This window comes from Pseudooceanicola batsensis HTCC2597 (genome assembly GCF_000152725.1).
In the GTDB taxonomy this organism is placed as follows: Bacteria; Pseudomonadota; Alphaproteobacteria; order Rhodobacterales; family Rhodobacteraceae; genus Pseudooceanicola; species Pseudooceanicola batsensis.
In genome coordinates this window covers 164,571-177,950 of record NZ_CH724131.1, presented here as the reverse complement: position 1 = coordinate 177,950, position 13,380 = coordinate 164,571, and the positions used below count along the sequence as shown (strand labels likewise).

Annotated in this window: 17 protein-coding genes; 8 read left to right on the top strand and 9 right to left on the bottom strand. The window is 68.9% G+C overall.

What is annotated here, in order from left to right:
• Window positions 1–36: 36 nt before the first annotated feature.
• Window positions 37–1,596, bottom strand: a complete 1,560-nt coding sequence (locus tag OB2597_RS05000; RefSeq protein WP_040609124.1) for a trimethylamine methyltransferase family protein — start codon at window positions 1,594–1,596, stop codon at window positions 37–39.
• Between the two features lie 83 nt (window positions 1,597–1,679).
• Window positions 1,680–2,387, bottom strand: coding sequence for an HAD family hydrolase (locus OB2597_RS04995; protein WP_009804432.1), 708 nt, complete (start codon window positions 2,385–2,387; stop codon window positions 1,680–1,682).
• A gap of 86 nt (window positions 2,388–2,473) precedes the next feature.
• Between OB2597_RS04995 and OB2597_RS04990 the strand changes: the two genes are divergently transcribed.
• Entirely contained in the window at window positions 2,474–2,944 is a 471-nt protein-coding gene (locus OB2597_RS04990) for a MarR family winged helix-turn-helix transcriptional regulator (RefSeq protein ID WP_009804431.1), read from the top strand.
• Here the strand turns inward: OB2597_RS04990 and OB2597_RS04985 are convergent, their stop codons facing one another.
• Entirely contained in the window at window positions 2,945–3,244 is a 300-nt protein-coding gene (locus OB2597_RS04985) for a DUF3572 domain-containing protein (RefSeq protein ID WP_009804430.1), read from the bottom strand.
• 104 nt (window positions 3,245–3,348) lie between these two features.
• Between OB2597_RS04985 and OB2597_RS20850 the strand changes: the two genes are divergently transcribed.
• Entirely contained in the window at window positions 3,349–4,866 is a 1,518-nt protein-coding gene (locus OB2597_RS20850) for a diguanylate cyclase domain-containing protein (protein ID WP_009804429.1), read from the top strand.
• Window positions 4,867–4,937: 71 nt separating this feature from the next.
• Here OB2597_RS20850 and OB2597_RS04975 read toward each other — a convergent pair whose 3' ends face one another.
• From OB2597_RS04975 to OB2597_RS04960, 4 genes are all read right to left on the bottom strand, one after another.
• Complete coding sequence (locus OB2597_RS04975) at window positions 4,938–5,447, bottom strand: periplasmic heavy metal sensor (protein WP_009804428.1); 510 nt, start codon at window positions 5,445–5,447, stop codon at window positions 4,938–4,940.
• Entirely contained in the window at window positions 5,444–5,836 is a 393-nt protein-coding gene (locus OB2597_RS04970; protein WP_009804427.1) for a hypothetical protein, read from the bottom strand. The genes OB2597_RS04975 and OB2597_RS04970 overlap by 4 nt, the downstream gene beginning before the upstream one ends.
• Window positions 5,829–6,425 carry an RNA polymerase sigma factor gene (locus OB2597_RS04965; RefSeq protein ID WP_009804426.1) on the bottom strand — a complete coding sequence of 199 codons (597 nt, stop codon included), beginning with the start codon at window positions 6,423–6,425 and terminating at the stop codon, window positions 5,829–5,831. The genes OB2597_RS04970 and OB2597_RS04965 overlap by 8 nt, the downstream gene beginning before the upstream one ends.
• Window positions 6,426–6,512: 87 nt before the next feature.
• A complete protein-coding gene (locus OB2597_RS04960; RefSeq protein ID WP_009804425.1) occupies window positions 6,513–7,031 on the bottom strand; it encodes an EF-hand domain-containing protein in 519 nt (172 codons plus the stop codon).
• A gap of 240 nt (window positions 7,032–7,271) precedes the next feature.
• Between OB2597_RS04960 and OB2597_RS04955 the strand changes: the two genes are divergently transcribed.
• A complete protein-coding gene (locus OB2597_RS04955) occupies window positions 7,272–7,679 on the top strand; it encodes a DUF983 domain-containing protein (protein WP_009804424.1) in 408 nt (135 codons plus the stop codon).
• A 42-nt stretch (window positions 7,680–7,721) separates the two neighbouring features.
• Window positions 7,722–8,453 (top strand): NUDIX hydrolase, encoded by a 732-nt coding sequence (locus OB2597_RS04950; protein ID WP_009804423.1) that lies wholly within the window; start codon window positions 7,722–7,724, stop codon window positions 8,451–8,453.
• On the opposite strand, the gene OB2597_RS04945 is transcribed toward OB2597_RS04950, so the two are convergent.
• Window positions 8,450–9,316, bottom strand: a complete 867-nt coding sequence (locus tag OB2597_RS04945; RefSeq protein WP_009804422.1) for a helix-turn-helix domain-containing protein — start codon at window positions 9,314–9,316, stop codon at window positions 8,450–8,452. The two genes, OB2597_RS04950 and OB2597_RS04945, sit on opposite strands and share 4 nt — an antisense overlap.
• Window positions 9,317–9,446: 130 nt before the next feature.
• On the opposite strand from OB2597_RS04945, the gene OB2597_RS04940 reads away from it, so the two are divergent.
• The 3 genes from OB2597_RS04940 to OB2597_RS04930 are packed head-to-tail and all read left to right on the top strand — an operon-like array spanning window position 9,447 to window position 11,444.
• On the top strand, window positions 9,447–9,650 hold the full coding sequence (locus OB2597_RS04940; protein ID WP_009804421.1) for a DUF2061 domain-containing protein: 204 nt from the start codon (window positions 9,447–9,449) through the stop codon (window positions 9,648–9,650).
• The gene (locus OB2597_RS04935) at window positions 9,643–10,536 is read left to right on the top strand and encodes a fatty acid desaturase (protein ID WP_009804420.1); all 894 of its coding nucleotides are present in this window, start codon (window positions 9,643–9,645) and stop codon (window positions 10,534–10,536) included. The genes OB2597_RS04940 and OB2597_RS04935 overlap by 8 nt, the downstream gene beginning before the upstream one ends.
• A 17-nt stretch (window positions 10,537–10,553) precedes the next feature.
• The gene (locus tag OB2597_RS04930) at window positions 10,554–11,444 is read left to right on the top strand and encodes a DMT family transporter (RefSeq protein ID WP_009804419.1); all 891 of its coding nucleotides are present in this window, start codon (window positions 10,554–10,556) and stop codon (window positions 11,442–11,444) included.
• A 103-nt stretch (window positions 11,445–11,547) separates the two neighbouring features.
• On the opposite strand, the gene OB2597_RS04925 is transcribed toward OB2597_RS04930, so the two are convergent.
• Window positions 11,548–12,192: an ImuA family protein gene (locus tag OB2597_RS04925; protein WP_009804418.1), complete on the bottom strand. Its 645-nt coding sequence runs from the start codon at window positions 12,190–12,192 to the stop codon at window positions 11,548–11,550.
• Between the two features lie 121 nt (window positions 12,193–12,313).
• On the opposite strand from OB2597_RS04925, the gene OB2597_RS04920 reads away from it, so the two are divergent.
• Entirely contained in the window at window positions 12,314–13,360 is a 1,047-nt protein-coding gene (locus OB2597_RS04920; protein WP_009804417.1) for an aldo/keto reductase, read from the top strand.
• Window positions 13,361–13,380 lie beyond the last annotated feature (20 nt).

Here is a 13,380-nt window from a genome sequence, read left to right as displayed (position 1 = left end):
GATCGTCCCGCGCGGACGCGGAACGTTGAGCCTATCTCAGAAGTCCCTCGGCGCACCGCCTTCGGCCCGGCGCTTTTCGACGAATTCCGTCAGGGCGGCGCGGGCATCGTCCGGGATAGGCGGTTCGCGATAGTCCTCCAGTACCCGCCGGTACAGCAGGTTCGCGCGTTCCGCGGTCCAGACCCCGCCCTGCGCCTGCCAGCCCTCGAAATTCCGCCAGTCGCTGAGCGAAGGCTGCCAGAACGCGCTCTGGTACCGGTCCTGCGTGTGCTGGATACCGAAGAAATGCCCCTCGTGCCGGACTTCAGCAATTGCATCGTAAGCCAGGTCGCCGGGATCGGTGCGCCAGAGCGAAGGGTCGAAATACCGCAGCATCTGCCCCAGGACCTCGCAATCCATGACGAATTTCTCGGGGCTCGCGATTAGCCCGCCCTCGAGCCAGCCGGCCGCGTGGTAGACCACGTGGCTGCCCGACTGGACCGCTGCCCAGAGACTGTTGGAGGTCTCCCACATCGCCTGGCCGTCGGGCACGTTGGCGGCACAGGCGCCCGAGGACCGCATCGGCAGACCGTAGAACCGGCACATCTGGCCGGTGATCTGAGTGGCGCGCATGTATTCCGGCGTGCCGAAGGCCGGAGCGCCGGACTTCATGTCGACATTCGAGGTGAAGGTGCCGAAAGCGCAGGGCGCCCCGGGCCGGATGTACTGCGCCAGCGCGATGGCCGACAGACCCTCGGCCAGCGACTGCGCCACCGCCCCGACCATCGTCACCGGCGCCATGGCTCCGGCCAGGGTAAAGGGCGAGACGATCAGACCCTGCCCGCGCCGCGCCATCCGCATCCAGCCGTCCAGCATCGGGTAATCGTGCTTGAGCGGCGAGGTCGAGTTGATGTTGGTGAACATCCTCGGCGACGCATCGAATTCCTCCTGGGCGAGGCCCGCCGCAAGGCGCACCATCTCCATCCCGTCCTCGACCCGTTCGGCGCCGAGGGCATAGGCATGGGGCACCTTGTCGGTCAGCAGCAGCTTGTCGCGGATCGCGTCGAGGTGACGTGTCGCGGGGTGCAGGTCCACCGGCTCGACCGGATAGCCGCCGATGAAGTGGATGCAGTTGTAATACTGCGACAGCCTGAGGAATTTGCGGAAAAGGTCACGCGTGCCCGGCTGCTTGCGCCCGAGTTCGAGATCCCAGTAGTTGGGCGGGGACGAGACATTGCCGAAGAGAATGTGGTTGCCGCCGATGGTGATCCTGCGATCGGGATTGCGTGGCGTGATCGTCCAGCGCGCGGGCGCGTGGGACAGCATCTCGGCGACGAAATCGCGCCCCATGCGCACCGTCTCGCCCTCGACCCGGCAGCCCGCCTGCTTCAGGACCGCGACCGCCTCGGGATTGTAGAAGGCGATGCCGATCTCCTCGAGGATGCGCATCGCCGTCTCATGGATGGCGGTCACGCCCTCGTCGGGCATCGGATCGACCGGCCGGTCCGGATTGACCGGCACGCACCATGGGGCCTGGTTGATCACCGCCGGCCCCCGGCGGGCCGCGTGCCCTGCCCGTCCGCCGCCGCGTCTGCGATTCGCTGTCCGGCTCTCCATGGCGCGGCCCTCCCGATGGGTCTCAGGAAATGCCGGGCGGCGGGCGGGCTCTGGCCGGAAGGCGACAGATCGCGTCGTATTTCTTACAGTTCGTCGTCCTCGGGCGTCGCCAGCCAGTCCGCAAGGTGCCCGATGTGCGGCAGCACGACGTCGGCGAAGGCCGTCAGGTCGTCGTGGACCGCCATCCCGGTCAGGACCGCGACCGTGCGCATGCCGGCGGCGCGTCCGGCGATCAGGTCGTGCGTGCTGTCCCCCACCATGGCGACGCGCGCGGGGGCAAGCCCCTGCTGCTGCGCAAATGCAAGCAGGGGCGTCGGCGCGGGCTTGGCGCCGTGTCCGCTGTCGAACCCGGCGACATAGTCGAAGCGGTCGAGGATCCCTGCGGCGTCCAGGTGTGCGCGTGCGGTCGGTTCGCTGTCGTTGGTCATCAGACCGAGGTGCAGCCCGTCCGCGCGCAGCCCGTCGAGAAGCGGGGCGAGATCGACCGGAGGCTTCAGCGGCGCCTGTGCCGCCTTGGCCGCGAGAAGCTCTTCGAGTTCGTCCACCGGGCGGCCCGGCAGCACGCTGGCGAGGCGCTCGGCCGCCTCGCGGTTGGTTCCGGCGATGATGGGGCTCGTCGGGCGGAAGCCGCCGGAGGCGAGATCGAAGTCGGCCGCTTCGGCCAGCCGCTCGGCAAGGGCGCGGTCGCCCTCGGACAGCTCCAGGATCAACTCCAGCGCCCAGGGGTTCCAGGTCGCCCCGAAGTCGAAGAGCGTGCCGTCCTTGTCGAAGATGATGCCGTCGATGCGCATGTCGTCCCGCCCCCTGCCTGCCGCTGCGACACTGCGCGCCCCCGGCGCGGCTTGACAAGGCGGTTTCTCTGCGGCTTTTCACGACCATGTCCAAGAATGCGCCCCAATCCAGTCCACCGTACCGCCTTCACGAGTCGCTCGGCTATCACCTGTCACTGGCGTCGCGCCTGCAGGAACGGCGTCTCGAGGACAGGCTGCGCACTGTCGGCCTGAACCGCACGACATGGTGCATCCTGCTGGCGGTGGCGAACGAGAACCTTGCGCAGCCCTCTGACATCGCCCGATTCGTCGGCATCGACCGCACCGCCACTTCGCGGGCGCTGCGCGGGATGGAAAGCGACGGCCTCGTCGCGCGCAAGTCCGGGCAGGACGACAGGCGCACGCGGATGATCACGCTGACGGACAAGGGGCGGCGCGCGGTCACGCAGGCCACGCCCTATGCGCGGGAAAACGGCCGTCTGCTGGCCGAACTGCTGACCGACGAGGAAAACGCGGAACTCAAGCGCCTGCTGCGGGTGCTGATCGAGGGCACGCCGGCCGACCTGTCGGCAATCTGATCAGGTCCAGTGCACCTGCTGTCCGCCGGGCAGCCCCTCACGCGCCCGGAGGATGGCGTCGTAGGGCAGGCCCTGCGCATCGCAGCAGGCGGTGACCCAGGCGTCGTCCATCAGGATGAAATCCAGCACCGAGGCGAGCAGTTCCGGCTCGGCCGCGCGCTCTCGCAGGTCCTGGGGCGCGAGACCGCTGGCACCCAGGAAAACACCGCGCAGATCTTCGTTGGCCAGCAGCCAGTTCAGGGCCCCCAGGGCGACGGTCTGCGACTGATCCTGATCCACGTGCTGTCCCTTTCCCTTCATGGACGGGCGGCGGCTGGCCAGCCCCGTCTCGCGCGACTTTACGATTTGTTAAGCACTTTGCGGAAACCATGTCGGTATGCAACCTCGGGGAGTCATCGCCGCCCATGCCGGAACAGATCCTGATCGCCGACGACAGGTTCGCCAGCCGCCTGATGCTCACGTCGCTCTTCAGCGGCGCCTATTACGACGTCCTTCAGGCGGACCGCCCCAAGACCGTCCTGGCCATCGCGCGCCGGAACCCGCCCGCGGCCATAGTGATCGCGGACATTGCCGCCATGTCGCCCGTGATGCTGTGCGAAACCCTGCGGCACGATCCGGCGGCGGGGGGCTGCCTGCGGATGATTGTGACCGACCGGCACGATCCCGCGCGCGCCGCCACGCTGATCGCCGCCGGCGCGGATGACGTGGTCAGCCAGTCCGCCCCCGACGAAGAGGTGCTGGCCCGGATGCGCCGCCTGATGGACCACCGCGTCCGAGTGATGGACCTCACGATGCGAGAGGACCGGACGCGGCCGCAGGGGCTTGCCGAGACGCCCGAGGGGTTCGACGGCCCCGCGCGGATCGCGATCGTCAGTGCATCGCGGTCGGCGCGTCATTGGGCCGACCAGATCCTCGCCTTCTTCCCGAACCTCGCAGAGGACGCGATTCGAGTCGTCGCCCCGGACGCGCGGATCGGCCCGGACACCGACGTCATCCTCCTGGACGGCGGCAGCCTCGGCGGCGAGAGCCTGCTGCGCCAGACGGCCCGGCTTGTCCGGGGGCAGGACACGCGTGGCGGCGAACTCCTGGTCACCATCCCCCAGGGGGACGCGACACTGGCGCCGCGCGCGCTCGACCTCGGCGCGGGCGCGGTGATGCACCTGCCCTTCGACACCGCCGAGGCGGTGGCGCGCATCCGGCTGCTGATCCACCGGCGACGCGAGGTGCGGCGGCTGCAGTCGCGGCAGGATGCCGAGCTGCAATCGGCCCTGACAGATCCCCTGACCGGCCTGTTCAATCGCCGATACGCGCTGCCCCGGGTCGAAGATCTGGTCCGTGAGGCGCGGAGCCGGGGGCAGCCCGGCGCCCTGCTGATGGCGGATCTGGACCGGTTCAAGCGGGTGAACGACCTGCACGGACATCTCGCGGGCGACGCGGTGCTGCGCTCGGTCGCCGCCACGGCCAGCGGGCATGTCGTCGCGCCCGGCTTCTGCGCGCGGATCGGCGGGGACGAGATACTGATCGTTCTGCCTGGCTGCGGGCAGCGCAATGCCCAGACACTCGCGCGCCGGGTCGGCGCGGCAGTGGCCGGCAGGCCCGTCAGCCTGCCGGGGGTACCGGCCGGGATCGACGTGACACTCTCCATCGGCATGGCCGTGCTCGCCCCGGGCGGTCCGCGTACCGACACCAGCGCAGAAGAGGAGGCCGCGCGCCTGCTGCATAGCGCGGACATGGCGCTCTATCGTGCCAAGGCCGCCGGCCGCGATCGCGTCGCGACCGACCTCGCCCTCGTGGAGAGCGCGACGGAGGCCGGACGAGTCGAAAACATTCCAGACCGGTCATTCCAGAACCCTTCGCAGAGAGCGAATGAAGGTGTGGTGCCGTCACGACCAGGCAACGACAGTGCCCTCGGGCCGCCGTAATCGAACGAAACCAACCTCTCATCCGCGCGGCTTTGGCAGACCGATCAGTTGGGAACGGCTAGGCCGCCGTCCTACCTGTCCTGCTTCCCGGATTTCCCGGAGAACCGGCCGTGCCGTTCCACGCCCTCCTCCAGCCGATCGGCAAAGGCCCTGCGTTCGGTCGGGTCCATTGCCGCGATCCGCTCAAGAAGCAGGCGCTGACCGATTTCCATCCGCTCACGCGCGGCGTCCAGCTGGTTCTCGAACACCGTTTCGAGCTGCTCGGGGTCGTAGGGATCGGCGCGCAGCGCGGCGATGGCGTTCCGGTACTGCCCCGCGATCTCGCTGCGCGAGGGGCGCGCTTCGCGGTATTCCCGCCGCAACGCCTTGCCGATGGCGCGCCGGTCCTCGTGATCCAGGGCAAAGGTCAGCGGTCCGCCGATCCGGTCGACGCGCGGCACCCGACGGTCCGGGGGATCCGCCACGGCGTGGCCGACCACGATCCCCGCGATCAGCAGGTTGAGCGCCAGCGAGGCGAACAGCAGCCAGCGCAGCCAGCCGAGGCGGCCGCCAGGGCCCTTGGTGTCAGGTGGGTGGCTCATGATCCGTCTCCCAGGTCGAGCGCCAGGTCGTAGCCCGGCAAGGGGTCGACCATGTAAAGATCCTCTTCGGCCACATCGCCGACCACGCCGATCTCGATCGCCAGCGTCTGCAGGGCCACCGGAGGCATCACGCCCATCCAGAGCCCGGCGATACCTGCCGTGGACAGTCCCGCCAGCGCAGGCCAGCCGCCGAGTGCCGCGAAGAGTTGCGCAAGTCGCCGGGGCCTGGGCGCCGCCGCGCCGGCCGCCGGGCCCGGCTGGACCCGCTGGACCGCCACGGCCTCCCGCGTCATCCGGAGCAGCGCGGCCTCGGTCAATTCAGGCGGGTTGCGCCGCGCGGCATCGAAATACGCCTCGAGGTTCGGCAGGTCGGTGTCCTTGTCAGTCATCGTCACGATATCCCAGAGAGTTCTTCCGCCCCGCAAGCGCCTGCGCAAGCGCCCGCTTGCCCCGCGCCGTCAGGCTTTCCACCGCCTCGATCCCCAGCCCCATGATCGCAGCAATCTCGGGATTGGCGAGGCCTTCGATATGACGCAGCACCACGGCCTGCCGCTGCCGGTCCGGCAGGGTCTGGAGCGCCTCCTGCAGCGCCCGTGCCCGCGCCCTGTCCTGCAGGACCCGGTCCGGGGCCGGGCGATCGTCCTCCGGTTCCGGAATGGCATCCAGCGCCACCGATCCCCCGCGCCGCCGCCGGAAACGGTCGGCGGCGAGGTTTGCGGTCACCCGGTAGAGCCATGTCGTCACCTTCGCTTCGCCCCGGCGCCAGTCGGCGGCCGTCTTCCACAGGCGCAGCAGGGCCTCCTGCGTGATATCCTCGGCCTCGGCGGCATCGCCCGTCAAGCGGGTGGCATGGGCATGGACGATCGGCGCCAGGCGGCGGGTCAGGAGGCGCGCAGCCTCGGGATCACCGTTGGCATAGAGCGCCATCAGAGCGTCGTCATCGAGGCTGGACAGATCGTCGAAGGGCATGTCCGTCATATCCGGCGGGCGTAATCATTTGGCCGATGGCTGGCAATGCGGGTTGATGGCGCCCCGGGCTTGGGGGACCCCGGGGCGCCGGCCGGATCAGTCGTTACCGTGCTTTTTCCAGCCTTTTCCGTCGCGATGCCCGCGGTCACCGCCGTGCCGGCGGTCGCGGAATTTTTCGCGGGCCTCGTCCAGTTCCTCCTGCGAGATCGCCCCATCCTCGTCGCTGTCGAGCCGGGCAAAGAGGCGGCTTTCGTCGCGCGGCCCCATTTCCTCGGCCTGGAGCACGCCGTCGCCGTTCTCGTCCATCCGCGCGATCATCCGCTCGGCCCCGCGCCGCAGGCGTTCGGCGCGGCGCTGTTCCATGCGGGCGAGCATTTCCTCGACGCTCAGCGTGCCGTCGCCATCCGTATCGGCGGCGGCAAAGCGGGCATCGGCATGGGCCTGCAGTTCGTCCTGCGTGACCCGGCCGTCGCCGTCGGCGTCGACCGCGGAAAAATCGAAATGCGGGGCGCGGTGCCCCCGGGGTCCATCGCCGCGGTCCTTGGCCGCAAGCGGCAGGGAGGTGGCGGCCAGCGCGAGGATCAGGATGCCCGTCAGGGCGGTGGCGCGTTTCATGTCAGTCTCCGTATTTCTGTCTGCACTCGAAAGGCGGTGTGTCCGGCCTTCTGGAGACTATTACGGCAGGCCCCCACGTTTCCGTCGCAGGCCGTGCGATTTTTTCACGGACCGGGCCCCCTCGTGCCGGCAGGCGCGCGCGACATCCCGCCGCACGGACATTCCGTCGTCTTTCCTTTCGCGTGGCGGGTCGCCACCTTTCCAGCAGCTCTCCCCTTTCTCCGCAACCGCGAGACCCCGATGACAGACACACAGCAGGCCCCCCGACTTGCCCAGGCGGCGCCGGACCGCGATCTCTGGCCCGCCCTCCGGCGCGGCTTTCGCCGCAAGTGCCCGAATTGCGGTTCGGGTCCGATCCTGAAGGGCTACCTGAAGGTGCGCGACCACTGCCCCGTCTGCCGCGAGCCGCTGCATCACCATCGCGCCGACGACGGCCCGGCCTATCTGACGATCCTGATCGTCGGGCATCTCCTGGCGCCGGCGATGCTGACCGCCTTCACGATGTGGCAACCGGATCCCCTGGTGCTCTTCACCGGTTTCGCTATTGGCACGGTCGCGTTGTCCCTTTACCTTCTGCCGAGGTTGAAGGGGGCCCTTGTCGCGTTTCAGTGGGCCCGGCTCATGCACGGGTTCGGCAAAGCCGGCTGACCGTCCCCCTTCCGGCGCATCCGCGCCCATGAGGACGAGCAGATGACATCACCCAACACCGCGGTCCCGGCCGTGGACAAGAGCCAGATCCGCAACGCCGCCACGGTGATCGCGCTTCGCGACCGCAAGACCGAGCCGAAGGTCCTGATGGGGCAGCGCGGCTCGAAGGCGGTCTTCATGCCGAACAAGGTCGTGTTCCCCGGCGGCGCGGTGGACCCCGGCGACGCTCAGGTCCCGTTGGCCGGGCCGATCCCCGAGCCCTGCGCGGGCCGCCTTCTGGAAGAGGCGGAGGGTGATCTGGTGACGGCACTCGCCGCCGCGGCGGTGCGCGAGTTGTGGGAAGAGACCGGGCTGGTTCTGGGCCGTCCCGGCACCTGGGAGAACCCGCCCCCCGACTGGACGACATTCGCGGCCACGGGGCATGTGCCCGACGCGTCGGCGCTTCGATTCGTCTTTCGTGCGATCACGCCGCCCGGCCGCCCGCGCCGCTTCGACGCGCGGTTCTTCGTCGTCGATGCGGATGAGGCCGTCGTCTCGGACCTCGACGACTTTTCCGCCGCCTGCGACGAACTGTCCGCGCTGCAGTGGATCCCGCTGGAAAAGGCACGGAGCTTCGATCTCCCGTTCATCACCGAGGTGGTGCTGGCCGAGGTGCAGCAGCGCGCCGACGACCCGCGCCCGCCGGCCAGCGTGCCGTACTTCGCCAACAACAACGAGAACCGCGCCTTCAGACGGTTGCGCGGGCTTGTCGATCTGGCGGGGCGCGAGGACTAGGTGCCGGCGACCTCGCGCCGCAGCCGCGCGAGGTGATCGGGAAGTTCCCGCGCGGTGACCGAGGCCTCTCGCACCAGGACGTCGAAATCCGTTGTCAGAGCCTGCACACGCTCCCGGTCGCGGAACACGATGTAGTGACGCCCCGAATAGAGCACGGCCATCAACGGGCCGAAGACCGTGACGGGCACCGAGAAGACGCGCCGCGCATCGTAGAGATAGAGGCGCAGCCGGGGGTAGAGCGAACTCGTCAACTCGCGGAACCGCTCGATCTGGGCCAGCCGGACCTCGGTCGGGAGGCCGCGGTAATACCCCTCGGCCCGGGCGAAACTCTCCATTTCGTGCAGCGGGAGGGCGATCTCGTAGTCGGAATTCGACGACCGCATCCACGCCAGCCTGTCCTCGGAGGCGTTGATCGCCTGTTCCATCGTCCGCCCCAGGTGCGGCGAATATTCCCACTGCAGGAACTCGGTCACCTTCATCATGTCCGGCAGGGCGGCCGGAACGTGCCGGATCTTGTAGCCGGCCGCCTCGCGGTGCCAGGCAAAGATCTGTTCATCGACGAGAGCACGGGGCGCCGCCGTCAGGCTGAGCGACGCGGCCAGCAGGTTCGCCGCCGTCTCCGGATGCTGGGAGATCGACAGCAGCCAGTCCGAGGAGACGCCGAGCGCCGCCGCACATTCGCCCACGACCTGCGCGTTCGGCAGGCGGGCGCCGCTGCCGGTCAGCAGCTGCGAGATCGTCGATCGGTCGACCCCGACGGCGCGGGCCAGGGCCGACTGGCTCATGCCCTCGTTCTGCATCGCCTGGCTCAGACGCATGCGGAACTGTTCGGCTCTCTCGCGTTTGTCGATAATATCACTCATGTCGTGCTGAATATCACTCTCCGGGATTTTTGTTAATCACATACAGAATGGTTCACAGGTCGCGCTCCGGCTACCTCTCGGCCGAAAGAGCACCCGCGGTCAACGCGGGCGTGGAAGAGGGACAGAACACATGGAAACACGCCGCCGAACCATCGTGAAATCAATCATCTGGACGCTGATCGGCCTGTTCATGATGGCCCTGGTCGGCATCTTGATGACCGGCTCGGCCACTGTCGGGGGCGCCATGGCCGTCATCAACGCGGCCATCGGTCTGGTCAGTTACGCGCTCTACGAACGGGTCTGGGCGGCGATCTCCTGGGGCCGTCATGCGTAGGACCGAATGGCCGACGCTCGCCCTGATCGGCCTGACATATGCGGCCATCGCGGTCGGCACCACCACCCTGGCCGTCTGGAGCCTTCCGACTGCCGTACTGCTGACGGGCGTCGCCATATCGCTGCACGGCTCGCTCTGCCACGAGGTCATCCACGGCCATCCGTTCCGGAACCGCAGGCTGAACGAGGTGCTCGTCGGGCCGGCGGTCGGGCTGATCGTGCCCTACCTGCGCTTCCGCGACACCCACCTGGCGCACCACCGCGACGAGAACCTTACCGATCCCTACGACGATCCGGAGAGCAATTTCTGGGATCCGGCCGTCTGGCACCGCATGGCCCGCTGGCAGAAGGCGGTCATGCGTGCAAACAATACGCTCGCGGGGCGGATGATCCTGGGCCCGGCCATCGGCACGCTCTGTTTCATCCGGCTCGACTGGCGCGCCGCGCGTGCCGGGGACCGCGGGGTGGCGCGCGGCTGGCTGTGGCATATTCCGGCGCTGGTGCCGGTGGTACTCTGGCTTGCCCTTGTGGCCGAGATGCCTGTCTGGGCCTATCTTCTGGCGGCGTACCTCGCGCATGCGCTGCAGAAGATCCGGACCTTCCTGGAACACCGGGCGCATGAGCGGGCCCGGGGCCGCACCGTCATCGTCGAAGACCGCGGCCCGCTTGCCTGGCTCTTCCTGAACAACAACCTGCATGTCGTTCACCACGCGCATCCCAACCGGCCGTGGTACGAGTTGCCGGCGCTCTACGCCCGCCACCGCGAACGGTTCCTGCGGCGCAACGACGGATACCGCTACCGGTCCTATGCCCAGATCTTCCGGAGCCACTTTCTCAGAGCCAAGGACCAGGTGCCGCATCCGCTCTGGCAGCCTCGGGCTGAATAGGCCATAGGAAATCCATGATGGAATCATGGATTTTCTTCGCGCTGGCGGCCACCGTCTTCCAGACCGCCCGTTTCATGCTGCAGAAGGTGCTCTCGACCGGCGGGCTGAGCGCGGGCGGCGCCACTTTCGCCCGGTTCCTCTATTCCGGCCCGCTGGTCTGGGCGGCGGCGCTGATCCTCCTGCCCGACTGGCCCGATCTGGGGAGGTCGTTCTGGCCCTATGCCATTGCCGGCGGGCTGGCGCAGATCCTGGCCACCGTCTGCGTCGTGCTGCTGTTCCAGACCCGCAACTTCGCCGTCGGCATCACCCTGAAGAAGACCGAGGTGCTGCTGACCGTCCTGGTCGGACTCGTGATCCTGGGCGAAGGCGTCAGCTGGGCCGCCTTTGCCGCCATGGTGGTCGGTGTGCTTGGCGTCCTGCTGCTGTCCGACCCGCCGAGGGTCGGGCGGGGCGGGATCCGGGAGGTGCTCTTCAGCCGCGGGGTCGTGCTGGGACTGACATCGGGCGTCTTCTTCGGCATCTCGGCGGTGGCCTATCGGGGCGCGACGCTCGAGGTCGCAGCCGACCCCGCCACCCGCGCGCTGGTCACGCTGGCCGCGGTTCTCGCGGTCCAGATCCTGTCGCTGGGGGCCTGGCTGCTCCTGCGCGAACCGGGAGAGGTCCCGCGGGTCGCGCGTGCCTGGCGCCGGGCCGTCTGGATCGGTCTGACCTCGCTCGGCGGCAGCTTCTGCTGGTTCACGGCCTTCACGCTGCAGAATGCCGGCTATGTCTTCGCCGTCGGTCAGGTCGAAGTCATCCTCTCGCTTCTGGCCTCGGTCTACTTCTTCCGTGAGAGGATCACCGGCAAGGAGGTGATCGGCATCGCCCTGATCACGCTGTCGGTGATCGTTCTGATCGCGATGGCCTGAGGCCCGGGGTCCGGGGGACCGCAACATGGGGATCGGGCGGCCGTGGACGGCGCGGATAGGCCGATGGCGCGCGTGATGGGCTCCGGGCGCGCGACGGCGGAACCTATGCGGTCGCGGCCATTCCGCGGGCCGGTTCCAGAACCGCGCCCTGCCCCTCGCACCACGACATCCGCCAGCTTCTGGGCGGGTCCATCCGCGCGCGCACCCGCTCCAGCCGCCAGCCCGCCGCGTCGGGAGTGTGATCGCTTTCGCAGCGCCAGCGGCTTTCCACCCCCTGCGCCCCGCCGGGCCCCGGGGTGAGGATCAGTCCGAGCGGCATCTGCCCCCCCGTCTCGCCGCCTGCCTCGGCGGCCAGGTGCAGCCGCCGCACGGCGGTGAGGCCGGGCAGGCCGGGAAGATCCGCGACGGCCAGCGCCGTGGTGCCGCTGCGCAGCACCTCCTCCAGCGTCCAGAGCACGTCCTCGGCCCGTTTCGGCCGGACGAAGACCAGCCGCTCCGGGCCGATGAAGGCGGCCACCCCCTCGGCATGGAGATGGTCGGCCTGCCATGCGGGGGCGATCCACCAGAGCGGGCCGGACCGGCCCTCCGCCGCCAGCCGCGCCGCGACGACCATGGCAAAGCTGCGCCGGGCCCCGCCGCAGCCCTCGTGCAGCCGGGCGAGAGAGAGCGCCGCCCCCGCGCCAAGCGACAGGGCGGGCGGCGCCCGGTGCGGGCGGCGGGAAAGCAGGGTCTGGGCCGGTACGGACATGGGGCCACCCTATGATGTTCGCCTTATGTTCTCAAGCGCGGAATCTTTTCGCCACTGGGCAAGACCGTCAGAGTTTCGCTAACCTGTCCGTTCCATCAACGCACCAGCACGGGGAATCCGGATGCAGAAGAACCGCCTTGGCCGCACCGACATGGAGGTGACGCGCTATTGTCTCGGCACGATGACCTGGGGCACGCAGACCGGCACGGACGCCGCCCATGCCCAGATCGACATGGCGCTGGAGCGCGGCGTCACCTTCCTGGACACGGCCGAAATGTACCCCGTCAACCCCGTCTCGGCCGAGACGATCGGCCGGACCGAGCAGATCATCGGCCAGTGGATCGCGAAGGCCCGCGGGCGGCGTGGCGACCTGGTCGTCGCGACCAAACATTCCGGCGAGGGGCTGAGCAAGGTCCGCGACGGCGCGCCCATATCCGCCGCGACCATCCGCGAGACGGTCGAGGGCTCGCTGCGCCGGCTGGATACGGACTACATCGACCTCTACCAGTTCCATTGGCCCAACCGGGGCTCGTATCACTTCCGGCAGAACTGGCGGTACGACCCTTCGGACGTCGAACCCGAACAGGTCCTGGACGAAATGGCCGGGTGCCTCGACGCGCTCGAAGAAGAGCGGCGGCGCGGCACCATCCGTCATTTCGGCCTGTCGAACGAAACCGCCTGGGGCGCGGCCCAATGGCTGCGTCTGGCAGAGCGGACGGACACGCCCCGCCCGGTGACCATCCAGAACGAATACAGCCTGCTGTGGCGCCAGTTCGATACCGATCTCGCCGAACTCGCCCTGCACGAGGACCTCGGGCTGCTGGCCTATTCCCCGCTTGCCGCGGGGCTGCTGACCGGGAAGTACCAGGGCGGCGCGGTGCCCTCGGGCTCGCGGATGGACCTGGTGGCGGAACTGGGAGGTCGCAGGACGGCCCGCGCCTTCGCCGCCGTCGACGCCTATCTCGACATCGCCGCCCGGCACGGGCTCGACCCCGTGCAGATGGCGCTCGCCTGGGTGGCGGGGCGCCCCTTCACGACGTCGGTGATATTCGGGGCCACGGAACTCGACCAGCTGAGCCATATCCTCGACGGGATGGACCTCGCGCTGGGAGACGAGGTCCTCGCGGAGATCGACGAGGCACATCGCGAACACCCGATGCCCTACTGAGAACCCGGCCGGCAAGGTGG

Excerpts from the sequence above, each read along its gene's own strand:
- OB2597_RS05000 (WP_040609124.1), bottom strand. The coding sequence starts at position 1,596 with ATGGAGAGCCGGACAGCGAATCGCAGACGCGGCGGCGGACGGGCAGGG.
- OB2597_RS04995 (WP_009804432.1), bottom strand. The coding sequence starts at position 2,387 with ATGCGCATCGACGGCATCATCTTCGACAAGGACGGCACGCTCTTCGAC.
- OB2597_RS04990 (WP_009804431.1), top strand. The coding sequence starts at position 2,474 with ATGTCCAAGAATGCGCCCCAATCCAGTCCACCGTACCGCCTTCACGAG.
- OB2597_RS04985 (WP_009804430.1), bottom strand. The coding sequence starts at position 3,244 with ATGAAGGGAAAGGGACAGCACGTGGATCAGGATCAGTCGCAGACCGTC.
- OB2597_RS20850 (WP_009804429.1), top strand. The coding sequence starts at position 3,349 with ATGCCGGAACAGATCCTGATCGCCGACGACAGGTTCGCCAGCCGCCTG.
- OB2597_RS04975 (WP_009804428.1), bottom strand. The coding sequence starts at position 5,447 with ATGAGCCACCCACCTGACACCAAGGGCCCTGGCGGCCGCCTCGGCTGG.
- OB2597_RS04970 (WP_009804427.1), bottom strand. The coding sequence starts at position 5,836 with ATGACTGACAAGGACACCGACCTGCCGAACCTCGAGGCGTATTTCGAT.
- OB2597_RS04965 (WP_009804426.1), bottom strand. The coding sequence starts at position 6,425 with ATGACGGACATGCCCTTCGACGATCTGTCCAGCCTCGATGACGACGCT.
- OB2597_RS04960 (WP_009804425.1), bottom strand. The coding sequence starts at position 7,031 with ATGAAACGCGCCACCGCCCTGACGGGCATCCTGATCCTCGCGCTGGCC.
- OB2597_RS04955 (WP_009804424.1), top strand. The coding sequence starts at position 7,272 with ATGACAGACACACAGCAGGCCCCCCGACTTGCCCAGGCGGCGCCGGAC.
- OB2597_RS04950 (WP_009804423.1), top strand. The coding sequence starts at position 7,722 with ATGACATCACCCAACACCGCGGTCCCGGCCGTGGACAAGAGCCAGATC.
- OB2597_RS04945 (WP_009804422.1), bottom strand. The coding sequence starts at position 9,316 with ATGAGTGATATTATCGACAAACGCGAGAGAGCCGAACAGTTCCGCATG.
- OB2597_RS04940 (WP_009804421.1), top strand. The coding sequence starts at position 9,447 with ATGGAAACACGCCGCCGAACCATCGTGAAATCAATCATCTGGACGCTG.
- OB2597_RS04935 (WP_009804420.1), top strand. The coding sequence starts at position 9,643 with ATGCGTAGGACCGAATGGCCGACGCTCGCCCTGATCGGCCTGACATAT.
- OB2597_RS04930 (WP_009804419.1), top strand. The coding sequence starts at position 10,554 with ATGGAATCATGGATTTTCTTCGCGCTGGCGGCCACCGTCTTCCAGACC.
- OB2597_RS04925 (WP_009804418.1), bottom strand. The coding sequence starts at position 12,192 with ATGTCCGTACCGGCCCAGACCCTGCTTTCCCGCCGCCCGCACCGGGCG.
- OB2597_RS04920 (WP_009804417.1), top strand. The coding sequence starts at position 12,314 with ATGCAGAAGAACCGCCTTGGCCGCACCGACATGGAGGTGACGCGCTAT.